Below are 13,260 nucleotides of genomic sequence, written 5' to 3'. Positions count from 1 at the left end.
CCTGCGAGACTACCCGCTGTCTCGAGGAATGCTCTCCACAACTCTGTTCTGAGCGGAGCGGCCGCTTGTAGGGTTCGGAACCACACCGAGACCTCAGAAAGGAGAACACCATGTTCACACCACGAGATTTCGCCGGAGCGGCACTCCTGTGCATGCCGCTCATCGCCTGCGCCATCCCTGAAGAAGCCCAGGCCAGCCCCGTAGTCTGCGAGGCCGGCAACCCCCAGGCGGCTTTCGATGACAACGTTGCCCACGTTCCTCAATGGCATGGCCACGAGTGGGCGCTGGTTGATTCTTCCCACTTCGATCCTTGCGCGGCCTTAAGCTGGCAGACCATCTCTATCAAGGGAGCCACGGCCTCCTCGCCGCACCACATCATGCTCTTCCACTATGGCGAGTACCTCGGCACCGCCACTGCTGAGCCTTATGGTTTCTTCCCCGACGTCGAGCAGGTCAATCACAACGAGATTTCCGTGACCTACCACTGGCCACAAGATGGCGACGCCAATGCCGCACCGACGGGTACGTCAAAGGCCAGCTTCCGCTGGGATGAAGTCCAGAACAAAGTCATCATGAGCGGCGACGTTCCGCCTAGCTAAGATAAACCGTGCGCCTCAAGATGAGGCGCACATTCTATGGAAGGAACACCCATGCTCCGGTCTGCTTCTGCCTTCGTGGGCGCTGCACTCATGTGCCTCCCCCTCGCCGCCTGTTCTCAGGGCGAGCAGGGCGAGGTGGAAACCCCAATGTTTAGCGCGGTCCGCAACAACCCAACGAGCGTTGCTGCCGCAAGCCCCACGGAAGAGGCCGCAAGCCCGGAGCCAACGAGCAACCAGGCACCTGCCCCGAAGACCGAAGAACCAGAGTCCTGCGAGGATATTGACGCTGAAGAGGCCTATCAATCAGGCATTGGCACCATCGCACCGTGGAATGGCTTCGGTTGGGGGCGGCCTTTCTCCTCAGAGTTCGATCCTTGCGCGGATTTGAGCTGGCTAATCATTGCCATCGAGGGCGCCACGGCCTCATCGCCGCACCACATCATGCTCTTCCACAAGGGCGAATATCTCGGCACCGCGACCGCCGAGCCTTATGGTTTCTTCCCCACCATCGAACGCGTAAATGACGCCGAGATCGCCGTAACCTACCACTGGGCGCGCGAGGGCGAAACCACCGCCGGGCGCACCGGCGAGACGCACGCAGGCTTCCGCTGGGATGAAGGCCAGCAGAAGGTGATCATGAGCGGTGATGTCCCTCCCAGCACTTACTAGTCAAAACTCAGCGTCCGGTTCTTCTGCCGCAGCCGGATCGTAATGTTCTTTTGCGCCGCCCCGAGGGCGATCAGCTTCCCGGACAACGCCCGGGCTACTTGCAGGTCGGTCTCACTGGGCGGCTCTGCGGCAACGCTCACCGTGGGTAGCCAACTATCGTTCGGATCCGGCGCTCCCAAGTGGATAAGGCGCTCGCGCTCCGCGTCGATCCAATAGCCCTCGGTGGCCATGTACCTGTCCTGCCCGCCGTCGAAAGAATCGCAGCGCCACCCGCCCTCAGCCACGCGGAAGACGAAGGGGCAATAGCCCAGGCGGGAGGGCACGATGTAGGTGGTGTTGGGGCTGACCCGCCAATGCCCGCGGGCGGAGCTCCACACTTGACGGTAGGTATCAGCCAGGCTCATGCCTAGGCGGAGGCGCTGCTGCCTGTCTTCGTCAAGCCCTGCCCCCTCCACTCGCGCGTCCAGCTCTCCTAAGTGCGTGGCATCGGCCACGTACATGCCCAACCAGGCCTCCTCCGGAGTGGTGTAGGGGCCTGTGATGTCGCGGTGGAAGGACTCTGGAATGGCTTTCTCGGCGTTTCTCGGCAGGCGCTGGCGCACTGCAAAAGCCCATAGCCGGGGATGCCCCATGCGAAAAAGCGTCACAGTCTCGCGCGGGAGAAGGTCATGCACCTGTTGCCGGGTGAGGTAGTCACCCGCGCTGATGCGGCGCACCAACTTCCGGGCTACGTCCGCCTCCACTTGCTGTTCCATAGCCGGGGCTACCTCTAGATCGGGAAGCTGACCCAATAGCAGCAGATCAATGATGTCCCCGAGGTCGAAGACAGTGGCGAGCCGTTTGGTGGTGTTCTCACCAAACGCCTCGATGGCCTCATAACCCAACGCAGTGCCTAACCTCCTCACCACATCTGGTGAGACGCTCACTCGGTTGTGCGTGGCATACAGTTCCGCTGCATTGAGGGGGCGATCAAGCACCAAGTCTTCTATCCCTTCTCCCCCGTTCAGGGGAATCGCACTGAGTCACGCGTGGGACTAAGCCAGGCACAGCCGGTTCTGCATTGGTTGCCTGCGGGGCGCCGAAAGACTAATCGATACCTCCACGACCCCTCACGTGAGGTCCATCCACAGTGAATTACTTCAAATAGTAGCAACTTATATACCGCGTTTGGATTAAGCATGACAATTGATCCCTACCCCTACCCTGTCTTACCTGCTTTCTGCAGCTATTTCTGACAGCCGTACGGATATAGTATGACACAGTTTCTCAATGTAACCTTGCAGTTTCCTCTCAAGGCTTTCTCTCTTCCAGATGCAAAGGAGTCCATCACATGACTGACAACAACAGCTGGGGCGCTCCCCCTTCCTCGCCCTCACCGGCGACCGCCCCGAAGCGCATCGCTGTCATCATCGCCGCAATTGTCGGCATCATTGCGCTGACTGCGGGCATCACGTGGGCTATAGCCGCAAACACCAACTCGATCCCTTCCTCCGACTCGGCCGCGGCGTCTTCACCCGAAGCTGCCCCAAGCGAACAGATACCGAGTTCGGAGGAAACTACTGAAACCACCAAAAAGAATTACACGTTCGTCGACGACCCCGAATACACCCGAGAACAAAAATGTGGCGAAATGGCTGACGCTTTCCGGGACAAGATTGATAACCCAATGACCGTCTTCTGCGACGATGACTGGCTGCTCCTCGCCCAAGAAAACAGCTCGCTGTATTACCTCCATTCCTGGGCAGGCAACTCATGGATCCCGCACGAGGCCGACGGCGAATTTTCAGACTCACACATGGACTGCTATGACCGAAAGGAATTGATTGAGGATGGCCTTCCAGAGCAATATGTCGATGACGTTCCCCTCTGCTCCTCTGAAGAGTTGGCCGCAGCTGACCAAGAGAAAGAGCTAAAACCAGGCTACTTGGGCGACCTCTGTGACGGAAGCTACATCCTCATTGTTGACAGTGTGCTTGTGCCCTACGGCGAACTCAGAACACCGTACGTCGACCAGGCACTCGCCCAGCATCCTGGTGCTAAGTCGATGCCGGGACTGGCCTGCAATTCCTTGCGCTCTGAAGTCGATGGTAAGGAGGTCTTTGCCATTTACTACGACGCCGGCCACAGCGTGGATGAGGTCTGTAAACTCAAGGCGCGGTACGGTGGCAACGCCCGTTCGCTCAATAACGATGCAGACTTCAGCGACCCCTGCTAGGGCAACAACTTAGTTTGGAAAGGATTTTTCGCCTCGTGGCACACTACAACCTCTATAGCTCCCTCAACCTTGACCCTTCCGCTGATTCTGCGACTTTGGCCTCGGAGATCGAACGCCGCCTTTCCGCGACGGACCCGTCCAACGCCGCGCTTTACGACGAACTCTCCACCGCCCACAGCATCTTCTCCCGCCAGGACCGCCGCGAGCAGTATGACCGAGCACTCGCGGATCCCTTCGGCCCCGAGGTGGACGTCGCCCGCATCCGTGAGATCGCCAACTCCGGCTCGGGTGTGCAGCTCATGCCGCAGCTTTCGAGCGCCCAGGCCTCCGGCTCCTCCAGCTTCAACGTTGATTTCTCCTTCCCCGTGGAGCCCTCCCGTCAGCGTGCCCAGTCGATTCAGTGGTGCATCGTGTGGGGTCTGCTGGCCTTCATGTGGATCATTTCCACCATTCGCGGCCTCGGCGCCCTCGCGGAGGTCGGCAACGCCAGCAGTATCGAGCTTCTGTACGGCGCTGATGACTACGTCGACGAGGCTAGCTCCGCCGGCGCCTTCTTCTTTATGGTCGCCGGCGGTACCCCGGTCTACCTGATGATTGCGGAATTCATCTGGTCCCTGCGCAAGACCTTGGGCCGCAAGCAGGCCGAAAAGACCGCCTAAAACGCCGAAACCCGCGGCCATAAAGCCGCGGGTTAAGGGGGACTAGCGCAGGCGCTGGCCTACAAAGCCGGCGGCAAGGGTGTTGCCGCTGGACTGATCAATGAGCAAGAAATTGCCCACCGCGCCGCGAGCGGCATAATCCTCCACGGGAAGCTCCGCTTGCGTTTGGACGGTGATGAACGCAATGTCATTGAGGGCTGCTGATTCCGGCGCCTCAACATCGGCCACGCCATCGAGGTCGAGGATGCGCTCCACCGACGCCACGCGGGCCTTGACCAGCGCGGCACCATAACGCAGCTTCACCATCTGTCCCGCGTGCAGCTCCTTGTCCGTGAGGACCACCGCGGTGGCGGCGAATTCGCGCACCTCCTCCGGGCGTTGCGTCCCGGCGATGAGGTCGCCGCGAGCCAAATCGATGTCATCGGCCAGCCGCAGAACCACGGAGTCGCCGGCGCGCGCCGCCTCGTCTTCAGCAAGCGAGCCATCGGTGGTGTCAATCGCGGTGACGGTCGAGGTGCGCCCGCCCGGGAGCGTTACCTCATCCCCCACCGCCACGTGCCCGGCCTTCACGCGGCCGGCATATCCGCGGTAGTCAGAGGCGTGTTCGCGAATGACGTACTGGATAGGGAAACGGAAGTCCAAGTCATCGGCGCGGCCGGTGGCCACGGGGACGGTCTCTAGCGTTTCAAGGACCGTCGGCCCCTCGTACCAATCCATGGTGGTGGAGCGCTCCACCACGTTATCGCCCTTGAGCGCGGAAATCGGGATGGCCACCGAATCGGTGATACCCAAGCGCGCGGCGAGTTCGGAGAACTCAGTCTCAATCGCGCGGAAAGTGGCCTCGTCATAGTCCACCAGGTCGATCTTGTTCACGCCCAGAATCACGTGGCGCACGCCCAAGAGTGCTGCCACGTTGAGGTGGCGGCGGGTTTGCTCGACGACGCCATTGCGGGCGTCGACAAGCAGCACCACCACCTGGGAGGTGGACATGCCGGTGACCGTGTTGCGCGTGTACTGCACGTGGCCGGGGGTGTCGGCGAGGATGAAGGTGCGCTTATCGGTGGCGAAGTAACGGTAGGCCACGTCGATGGTGATGCCCTGCTCGCGCTCCGCGCGCAAGCCGTCCACCAGCAGGGAGAGGTCCATGCCGTCGAAGCCGCGGTCGGCGGAGGAACGCTCCATGGACTCCACCTGGTCCGCGAGCACGGACTTGGTGTCATAGAGCAGACGGCCCACGAAGGTGGACTTGCCGTCATCGACGGATCCGGCGGTGCACAGGCGCAGAGTATCGCGTTGTTTGAGGGCGCCGACATTCGGCGCGAGGGTAGTCGTCATCAGAAGTAGCCTTCCTTCTTGCGGTCCTCCATGGCGGACTCGGACAATTTGTCATCGGCGCGGGTGGCTCCGCGCTCGGACAGGGTGGAAATAGAGATTTCCGCGAGCACTTCATCCGGCGAGGCGGCGGTGGATTCCACGGCACCGGTGCAGGACATATCCCCCACGGTGCGGTAGCGCACGGTGCGGGTCTCCAACGGTTCATCCTCGCGCGGTCCGCCCCACTCGCCTGGTGTCAGCCACATGCCGTTGCGGTTAAACACCTCACGCTGGTGCGAATAATAGATGGAGGGAAGCTGCAGGTTGCGCGCGCCGATGTATTCCCAAATATCGGACTCAGTCCAGTTGGAAATGGGGAAGACGCGGACGTTTTCGCCGGCCATCTTGCCGCCGTTGTACAGGTCCCACAGCTCCGGGCGCTGGCGGCGCGGGTCCCAGCCACCGAAGGAATCGCGGATGGAGAAGATGCGCTCTTTGGCGCGGGCGCGTTCTTCGTCGCGGCGCGCACCACCCAGGACGGCGTCATAGCCGCGCTCCGCGATGGTCTCCACCAGCGGCACGGACTGCAGCGGGTTGCGGGTACCGTCGGGGCGCTCCTGGAGGTCGCCGCGGTCGATCCAGTCTTGGACCAGCGCCACGTGCAGGCGCGCGCCGGTTTCCTCGACGAGCTGATCGCGGAAGTCGATGACCTCCGGGAAGTTGTGGCCGGTATCCACGTGGATGAGCTCGAAGGGCACTGTGGCCGGCGCAAAGGCGCGGCGGGCGAGCTCGAAGACGACGACGGAGTCCTTGCCGCCGGAAAAGAGCAGACCTACCTTGTCGAATTGCCCGGCGACTTCGCGCAGGATGTGGAGGGATTCGTTCTCTAAATCTTTAAGGTGTGGTGAAAGAGTCATTATTCGTGTAACCCGCATTCTGTCTTGCCGTCAGCGAAAATACGCCCGGAGCGTGCATCCTCGCCCTCGCCTACCGGGAAGGTCAACGGCGCGCAGCCGATGGAACGGTAGCCCTGCAGGGTGAGGGGGTGAATGATGAGATCGTGTTCCTTGATGTAGGCGTCGGTGTTATCGAGGTCCCAGGTAATAATCGGGGAAATCTTCAGCCGTCCCGTGCGGTCCAGGCTCAGCGCCGGGGCGGTGGCGCGGTGCTCGGAATCGGCGCGGCGCAGGCCGGTGACCCACCCGACGTAGGGGTCCATGGCCATGTTGAGCGGCTCCACCTTGCGCATGCGGTTATAGGCCGCAACGTCGCGCGCATAGAGGCGCGGGCCGTAAATCTTGTCCTGTTCCTCTGGGCTCAGCAGCGGGAGCACGGTCACCAGCGGCAGGTCCGCATAGCGCTTGGCGACGTCCCCCGCTACCTGAAGCGTCTCCGGAAAGTGCCAGCCGGTGTCGATGAAGAGCAGGTCGGCGTCTAAGTGGGCGCGGTGCGCGAGCTCGGCTAACACGGTGTTTTCCATGGACATCGTGACGGCGAGCCGGCCCGGCGCGTGTTCGGCGGCCCACGCGGTAATCGTTTCGGCGGAGGCATCGTGGAGCTTATCGGCCCACTTGTCGACGAGTTCCTGGTTGCGCTGGGCCACGGCAGGCTCGAGCGGCGCGGTGTCGCGGGTGCCTTCGGGGCTAATGCTGGGGTCGCGGTAGTCGCCGCGGTCCAGCAGGTTAATCGGTTCGGTCATGACTCCTCACATTAAAGGCAGCTGTGCTTGTGTGCAGCCCCACTAAGGGGCACGAGGGCTGTGAGCTTGGGTAGTAGGGAGAATAAAAATTAGCCAGACTGAACCGAGCGGACTAGATTTACAGACTAGACAGTCTATTTTTACTGAACTGAAGGGGTTCTTATGCAGCGTGTAGCCATCGTCGGGGACGGCCCCGCAGCGCTCTCCACCGCCGAGCGACTCATCGGGGCCGGGCTGTGCGTGGACCTGTACTGCCAGCGCCCTGCGCCCTTCGGTTTGCTGCGACGCTTCGCTGGGCTCTCCGGCGCAGAATCTATCGCCGCGCCATGCCCGAAGGGGACCACGCCGCGCCTGCGGCTTATCGGCAACGTGCGCGTGGGTAATGGCCCGGACGCGGACATCAACCATTCGGATCTCAACCAGCTTTCCGCCTCCGGCGACCGCCACTTGGTTTTACTGGAACTCATGGCCCGCGGCGTGGCCATCACGACATGGGAGGGCCTCTGCCACCCCACCCCCGACGTAGAAGATTGGGCCACCGTCACGGAACAGGCCCAGCGCGCACCGGTGTGCTTCTAGCGCGCGAGCGCGCGAGCTAAGCGCTCGCGCGTTGATACGGGGAAGCCTGCTGCCAGTCCTCGCACCACCGCACTCGCTAGACGCGCGGGCTAGCGCCCGCGCAACCATAACGGATAGACTTTTGCGGTCAATGCCCTTCAGCGGCCCAGCGCAGCAACCGCGCGGCCGCCAACATGCACGAAACGCTGGCACATGGAACTCGTTCGCATCCTTTTATCCCGCTCCAAGCCCTATACCGGCTACGTCATCGCGGTGCTGCTCCTCCAGGCACTATCCACCGCGGCAACGCTCTACCTGCCTTCGCTCAACGCGAAGATCATCGACAGGGGCGTGGCCCAAGTAGACATCGATTATATCTGGCACACCGGCGGCATCATGCTCATCGTGGCCTTCGCCCAAGTCATCGCCGCCATCGCCGCCATCTGGTTCGGCTCCCGCACCGCCATGGGCCTCGGCCGCGACCTGCGCTCCGATATCTTCCGCCGCGTCACCCGCTACTCCGCCGAAGACATGAGCAACTTCGGCACCGCCACCCTCATCACCCGCGGCACCAACGACGTCCAGCAGATCCAGATGGTCTACATGATGATCCTCAACTTCATGGTCACTGCCCCCATCATGTCCATCGGCGGCATCATCATGGCCATCCGCGAAGACGCCGGCATGTCCTGGCTCGTCGCGGTTTCCGTCATCGTGCTGCTGGCCGCCATCTCCGTCATCATCGTCCGACTCATGCCGCTCTTTCGCGCCTGGCAAGGCAAGCTCGACGTCATGAACGGCACCCTGCGCGAGCAAATCGCCGGCATCCGCGTCGTCCGCGCCTTCACTCGCGAGGAGCACGAAGCCGAGCGCTTCCGCACCGCCAACCGCGACCTGACCAACCTCTCCCTCAAGGTCGGCCAGCTGTTCATTCTCATGTTCCCCATCATCACCGTCATTCTCAACGTGGCCACCGGCGCAGTCCTCTGGTTCGGTGGCCACCGTGTGGACGAGGGGCTCGTGGAGGTCGGCTCGCTGACCGCTTTCCTGCAGTACCTGCTGCAGATCCTCGCCGCGGTCATGATGGGCACCTTCATGGCGATGATCCTCCCCCGCGCCATCATTTGCGCGCGCCGCATCACCGATGTCCTCGAACACGAACCCTCCATCACCGAGCCGGCTCAGCCCCGTACCCCGGAGCACTCCGAGGGCGTCGTCGAATTCGACAACGTCTCCTTCCAATACGCCGGCGCCGAAGCGCCCGTGCTTCACGACGTCTCCTTCACCGCCACCCCCGGCACCACCACCGCGCTCATCGGCGCAACCGGTTCCGGCAAGACCACCGCGCTCTCCCTCATCCCGCGCCTCTATCTCCCGACGAAGGGCCGCGTGCTTCTCGACGGCACCGATATCGCCGAGATGGCTCGTAAAGACGTCGTCAAGCGTGTGGGCCTCGTGCCGCAGAAGCCTTACCTGTTCAGCGGCACCGTGGCCTCCAACCTGCGCCTGGGTGCGCCGGAGGCCACCGATGAGGAGCTGTGGAACGCGCTGCGCGTGGCCCAAGCGGACTTTGTTGAGGACCTCGACATGCACATCTCCCAGGGCGGCACCAACGTCTCCGGCGGCCAGCGCCAACGCCTGTCCATCGCCCGCATGCTCGTCGCCCGCCCGTTGGTGTATCTCTTTGATGATTCCTTCTCCGCGCTGGACGTGCTCACGGATGCCGCCGTGCGCTCCGGAATGCGCGAGTACACCGCCGAAGCCACAACCATCATCGTGGCGCAGCGCGTGAGCTCGATCGTGGATGCCGACCAGATTCTGGTCATGGACGCCGGGCGCGTCGTCGCCCGCGGCACACACGAGGAGCTGCTGGACACATCGGAGACCTACCGCGAAATTGTGGAATCCCAGAAGACCTCGGAGGTGGCATAAATGACTGAGCAGGACAACGCTACGTTGAGTGAAGACACCACTGCCGAGATCGAGGAGAAGACCGGCGAGAACGCCCCGCGCAAAGCCAAGAACTTCTGGCCCTCCGCCAAGCGCCTCTTTGGTCTCCTCGCGCCGTTCAAGGCGCAGCTTTGGGCAATTGCGGCGATGAATATCATCTGCGTGTTCCTCGCCGTGGCCGCGCCGAAGGTCATGGGCATGGCCACCGACGTTATTTTTTCCGGCGTCATCTCCCGCCAGCTGCCCGCTGGTGTAACCAAGGACCAGGCGATCGCGGCGCTGCGCGCGGGTGGGCAGGAAAAGTTCGCCGACATGGCCTCAGCAATGGACTTGCACCCCGGCTTCGGCATTGATTTTTCCAAGCTGGGCACGATTATTGGCATCGTGATTGCGATGTACGTGGTGTCCTCTCTCTTCCAGTGGTGGCAGGGCTTTTTGCTCAACTCTCTGGTGATGAAGGTGGTCTTCGACCTACGCGAGAACATCGAGGCCAAGCTCAACCGCTTGCCGCTCAATTACTTCGACACGCAGTCGCGCGGTGACCTTCTCTCGCGCACCACCAACGACGCCGATAACATCCAGTCCGCCCTCCAACAGGCCATCTCGCAGCTGTTCTACAACCTGCTCATGGTCGTGGGCATCACGGTCATGATGTTCACCGTGTCCTGGCAGCTAGCCCTCGTCGCGCTGCTGGCGCTGCCGCTGACCGCGGTGGTGATTGCAGTCATTGGCTCGCGCGCGCAGAAGCAATTCAAGGCGCAGTGGAAGGCCACCGGTGACCTCAACGGACAGGTCGAGGAAGCCTTCTCCGGCCACGACCTAGCGACTGTCTTCGGGCGCATCGATTCCATGACGGAGGAGTTTGATAAGCGCAACGAGGAGCTGTTCCGCTCCGCGTCGCTGGCGCAGTTCCTGGCCGGAATGATGATGCCGATCATGCAGTTCATCTCCTACCTGTCGTACGTGGTCATCGCGGTGCTGGGCGCGCTCAAGGTGGCCTCCGGCTCGCTGACGTTGGGCGGCGCGCAGGCCTTCATCCAGTATTCCCGCGAGTTCAACCAGCCGCTGGGCCAGCTCGGCGGCATGATGCAGCAGGTGCAGTCGGGCGTGGCATCGGCGGAGCGCGTCTTCGAGTTCCTCGACGCCGAAGAAGAACCCGCCGAGGAGCCCACCTCGCGCTTGGGTGGGCGTGCGAAGGGGCTCGTGGAATTCGATGACGTCTACTTCTCCTACAACCCCGACAAGCCGCTGATCCAGGACCTCAGCCTGCGCGTGGAGCCGGGGCAGACCGCGGCGATCGTCGGCCCCACGGGGGCTGGCAAGACCACGCTGGTCAACCTCATCATGCGTTTCTACGACATCGATTCGGGCACCATCCGCCTCGACGGCGTCGACACCGCGCAGATATCCCGCCACGAGCTGCGCTCCCAGGTGGGCATGGTGCTGCAGGACGCCGTGGTTTTCGAGGGCACCATCATGGACAACATCCGCTACGGCCGCCTCGACGCCACCGACGAGGAGGTCATTGCCGCCGCGAAGGCCACCTACGTGGACCGCTTCGTCCACTCCCTCCCCGAGGGCTATGACACCAAGATTGACCAGGATGGCGGCGCGATTTCCGCCGGCGAGCGCCAGCTCATCACCATCGCCCGCGCCTTCCTGGCGCAGCCGGCGCTGCTCATCCTCGATGAGGCCACCTCATCCGTGGATACCCGCACCGAGGTGCTCGTTCAGCAAGCCATGAACGCGCTGCGCGCGGACCGCACCTCCTTCATCATCGCGCACCGCCTCTCCACGATTCGCGACGCCGACCTCATCATCGTCATGGAAGAAGGCCGCATCGTCGAACAGGGCACCCACGCCGAGCTTCTCGACGCCCACGGCGCCTACTGGCGCCTGAACCAGTTCCGCGAGGACGCGAGCTAGTCGACGGTCACAGACATCGTCGGGGCCGAGAACGTGTCACCCGTGAGGTTCGCCAGCTCAAGGGTGACGTCGCTTAAGGAAAGGTGCTCCATGAGGGCGTCGGGAAGCTCGGCGTCTGGGACAGGATTCGGCTGGGGTATACCGAGCTGATCGAGGACGGCATTGATATCGTCGCTGGTGAGATCCGCCGTGACGGGCACGGTGCGCACGCCTTCGACGGTGGGCGTGGAGGTCAGGGACGTCGCCACGATACGCACTGAACCCTCCACTTCGGTCAAGGCGTCGTCCGTAGTGAGCAGGCCATCGCCGGCGTTGCCCGGCAGCGTGATAGCCAAATCGCGCACAACGAGGCGGTCCCCGGTGAGCTCGAGGACGCGCACCTCCCCGTCGCGGGTGGGCATCGTGCCCAGCGAGGCTTTCACGTTCCCCGTCAGCGTCACCTCATCAGCCGTCACGGTGGAGAAATAAGGTTGTGCGGGCGCAACTTGCGCCCCAACTAGTCCCGCACTACTCCCCAGGATTAGCGCGCTGAGCACGGCTACCCCGACCTTCACGCGCGCAGGGCGAACCACGCTCTGATGCCAACGCAAACGACGGCAATTAACCATCGCTAGGCTCCCAGGCCAAGGTCAGTGCGCCACCAACGATGCCGAGCACTGAGCCGATGAGGAAGCCACCCAGGTTGGAGGTGGGAAGCGCGATTACGGCCACGATGATGCCCAGCACGCCCAGGTACGTCGCAGTGGTGGGACGGAACCACGCACCGAGACCAAACATGACGAGCAGCGCCCCGATGAGCAGCGTGGACACACCCGATACCGTGGAAATCATCACGAGTAAATCCGAAATCTGCACCGTGAAATAGGCGGGCATAGCGATGACGATTCCCGAAAGTATGAGCAGCAACCCCGGAAAGAACGGCCGCCGGTCACGCCACGCCTTAAACCGCGCCCACACCCCGCCTGTGGCTGCCGCGGGAGCTACAGCCTGGTCGACATCGAGAGAATCCGGCGCTTCCGCTCCATGCAGTGCTGCGTCGGAATCCCCAGCGTGATCAGCAGACATTGCCGCGGCCCCGCTCCACAGAGACGCCCACGTTCTTCGCTGACAAGGTCTTCGCGCCGAGGGAGGTGGCACGGACGTCGTCGGCAGTCAGCGAAACCTGCTTGGCATAGAGGCCCCACGTCCCCGGGTCGGCGGACTGGGACAGCTGGCTGGCGTCGATGCCCACGTTCGCGTCCTGCATGACCAGCGAGCCCTCGATATTCGACGCACCAACGAGGAGACCAGTGGCCTCCACACTGTTATCGCCCTTCGCCTTGAGCGCGAGCGTGGACTCCCCCACCGCAGGCAGGTCAGTGGTGACATAAAGACACAAATCCGAGGCCACGGCGTGTTCCATCTTTAGCCGCGCGGTGGGAACATCCTCCTCGCCCTTCTTGTCGCTATCCACAAACAAGGAAAAGCCATCGCCTTCCAAGTGACGAATGTTGACGTTGAAGAACGTACCCGAGAGCGCCAGATTCGCCGTCAGACCGCCCTGCGCAACCGCAACTCCGGCCACTCCGAATGCTGCGAAGCCCGCAACGAGGCCCACTGCGGCCTTCGGAACATTGATTCTGCCCACAACGCCTCCTGAATTCTTAGCCCTCAAGATGATAGCTGAATCCT

14 protein-coding genes are annotated in these 13,260 nt (G+C 62.6%); 7 read left to right on the top strand and 7 right to left on the bottom strand.

The genetic code is table 11. From position 1 onward, the window contains the following. The first annotated feature begins 110 nt into the window (after positions 1-110). Both QP363_RS05815 and QP363_RS05810 read left to right on the top strand, forming a co-directional pair. Positions 111-599 carry an LppP/LprE family lipoprotein gene (locus tag QP363_RS05815; protein ID WP_144657617.1) on the top strand — a complete coding sequence of 163 codons (489 nt, stop codon included), beginning with the start codon at positions 111-113 and terminating at the stop codon, positions 597-599. A 51-nt stretch (positions 600-650) separates the two neighbouring features. Further along, positions 651-1,268: an LppP/LprE family lipoprotein gene (locus tag QP363_RS05810; protein ID WP_284763314.1), complete on the top strand. Its 618-nt coding sequence runs from the start codon at positions 651-653 to the stop codon at positions 1,266-1,268. Here the strand turns inward: QP363_RS05810 and QP363_RS05805 are convergent. Continuing rightward, positions 1,265-2,245, bottom strand: coding sequence for a hypothetical protein (locus tag QP363_RS05805; RefSeq protein WP_236659376.1), 981 nt, complete (start codon positions 2,243-2,245; stop codon positions 1,265-1,267). The two genes, QP363_RS05810 and QP363_RS05805, sit on opposite strands and share 4 nt — an antisense overlap. 353 nt (positions 2,246-2,598) lie before the next feature. Here QP363_RS05805 and QP363_RS05800 point away from each other — a divergent pair, with 353 nt between their 5' ends. Beyond that, the gene (locus QP363_RS05800) at positions 2,599-3,483 is read left to right on the top strand and encodes a hypothetical protein (RefSeq protein ID WP_284763313.1); all 885 of its coding nucleotides are present in this window, start codon (positions 2,599-2,601) and stop codon (positions 3,481-3,483) included. A 35-nt stretch (positions 3,484-3,518) separates the two neighbouring features. Beyond that, the gene (locus tag QP363_RS05795) at positions 3,519-4,142 is read left to right on the top strand and encodes a hypothetical protein (RefSeq protein ID WP_284763311.1); all 624 of its coding nucleotides are present in this window, start codon (positions 3,519-3,521) and stop codon (positions 4,140-4,142) included. Between the two features lie 42 nt (positions 4,143-4,184). Here QP363_RS05795 and QP363_RS05790 read toward each other — a convergent pair whose 3' ends face one another. Genes QP363_RS05790 through QP363_RS05780 form a run of 3 tightly spaced genes read right to left on the bottom strand, consistent with a single transcriptional unit; the run spans position 4,185 to position 7,155 of the window. After that, the gene (locus QP363_RS05790; protein WP_284763309.1) at positions 4,185-5,477 is read right to left on the bottom strand and encodes a sulfate adenylyltransferase subunit 1; all 1,293 of its coding nucleotides are present in this window, start codon (positions 5,475-5,477) and stop codon (positions 4,185-4,187) included. Continuing rightward, a complete protein-coding gene (gene cysD / locus QP363_RS05785; RefSeq protein ID WP_284763308.1) occupies positions 5,477-6,373 on the bottom strand; it encodes a sulfate adenylyltransferase subunit CysD in 897 nt (298 codons plus the stop codon). The genes QP363_RS05790 and cysD overlap by 1 nt, the downstream gene beginning before the upstream one ends. Continuing rightward, positions 6,373-7,155 carry a phosphoadenylyl-sulfate reductase gene (locus tag QP363_RS05780; RefSeq protein ID WP_284763306.1) on the bottom strand — a complete coding sequence of 261 codons (783 nt, stop codon included), beginning with the start codon at positions 7,153-7,155 and terminating at the stop codon, positions 6,373-6,375. The genes cysD and QP363_RS05780 overlap by 1 nt, the downstream gene beginning before the upstream one ends. A 162-nt stretch (positions 7,156-7,317) precedes the next feature. Here QP363_RS05780 and QP363_RS05775 point away from each other — a divergent pair, with 162 nt between their 5' ends. The 3 genes from QP363_RS05775 to QP363_RS05765 all read left to right on the top strand — a co-directional run bounded on the left by QP363_RS05775 (position 7,318) and on the right by QP363_RS05765 (position 11,589). Continuing rightward, positions 7,318-7,734: a methylenetetrahydrofolate--tRNA-(uracil-5-)-methyltransferase gene (locus tag QP363_RS05775; protein WP_070644529.1), complete on the top strand. Its 417-nt coding sequence runs from the start codon at positions 7,318-7,320 to the stop codon at positions 7,732-7,734. Between the two features lie 192 nt (positions 7,735-7,926). Further along, positions 7,927-9,645 carry an ABC transporter ATP-binding protein gene (locus QP363_RS05770; protein WP_070717664.1) on the top strand — a complete coding sequence of 573 codons (1,719 nt, stop codon included), beginning with the start codon at positions 7,927-7,929 and terminating at the stop codon, positions 9,643-9,645. Next, positions 9,646-11,589, top strand: coding sequence for an ABC transporter ATP-binding protein (locus QP363_RS05765; RefSeq protein WP_284763304.1), 1,944 nt, complete (start codon positions 9,646-9,648; stop codon positions 11,587-11,589). Here QP363_RS05765 and QP363_RS05760 read toward each other — a convergent pair. From QP363_RS05760 to QP363_RS05750, 3 genes are all read right to left on the bottom strand, one after another. Beyond that, a complete protein-coding gene (locus QP363_RS05760) occupies positions 11,586-12,044 on the bottom strand; it encodes a hypothetical protein (RefSeq protein ID WP_284763302.1) in 459 nt (152 codons plus the stop codon). The genes QP363_RS05765 and QP363_RS05760 overlap by 4 nt on opposite strands. A gap of 145 nt (positions 12,045-12,189) precedes the next feature. After that, positions 12,190-12,654, bottom strand: coding sequence for a DUF6114 domain-containing protein (locus QP363_RS05755; RefSeq protein ID WP_246815786.1), 465 nt, complete (start codon positions 12,652-12,654; stop codon positions 12,190-12,192). Beyond that, on the bottom strand, positions 12,644-13,216 hold the full coding sequence (locus tag QP363_RS05750; protein ID WP_070563981.1) for a DUF6230 family protein: 573 nt from the start codon (positions 13,214-13,216) through the stop codon (positions 12,644-12,646). Before QP363_RS05750 ends, QP363_RS05755 begins: the two co-directional genes overlap by 11 nt. Positions 13,217-13,260: the final 44 nt, after the last annotated feature.

This window comes from Corynebacterium sp. UMB6689 (assembly GCF_030215295.1).
Taxonomy (GTDB): Bacteria; Actinomycetota; Actinomycetes; order Mycobacteriales; family Mycobacteriaceae; genus Corynebacterium; species Corynebacterium aurimucosum.
The sequence above is the reverse complement of the archived record's forward strand: the minus strand, read 5'-3'. Positions and strand labels throughout refer to the sequence as shown.

Coding starts and splice junctions, on each gene's coding strand:
- QP363_RS05815 (WP_144657617.1), top strand. CDS start 111: ATGTTCACACCACGAGATTTCGCCGGAGCGGCACTCCTGTGCATGCCG.
- QP363_RS05810 (WP_284763314.1), top strand. CDS start 651: ATGCTCCGGTCTGCTTCTGCCTTCGTGGGCGCTGCACTCATGTGCCTC.
- QP363_RS05800 (WP_284763313.1), top strand. CDS start 2,599: ATGACTGACAACAACAGCTGGGGCGCTCCCCCTTCCTCGCCCTCACCG.
- QP363_RS05790 (WP_284763309.1), bottom strand. CDS start 5,477: ATGACGACTACCCTCGCGCCGAATGTCGGCGCCCTCAAACAACGCGAT.
- cysD (WP_284763308.1), bottom strand. CDS start 6,373: ATGACTCTTTCACCACACCTTAAAGATTTAGAGAACGAATCCCTCCAC.
- QP363_RS05780 (WP_284763306.1), bottom strand. CDS start 7,155: ATGACCGAACCGATTAACCTGCTGGACCGCGGCGACTACCGCGACCCC.
- QP363_RS05775 (WP_070644529.1), top strand. CDS start 7,318: ATGCAGCGTGTAGCCATCGTCGGGGACGGCCCCGCAGCGCTCTCCACC.
- QP363_RS05770 (WP_070717664.1), top strand. CDS start 7,927: ATGGAACTCGTTCGCATCCTTTTATCCCGCTCCAAGCCCTATACCGGC.
- QP363_RS05765 (WP_284763304.1), top strand. CDS start 9,646: ATGACTGAGCAGGACAACGCTACGTTGAGTGAAGACACCACTGCCGAG.
- QP363_RS05755 (WP_246815786.1), bottom strand. CDS start 12,654: ATGTCTGCTGATCACGCTGGGGATTCCGACGCAGCACTGCATGGAGCG.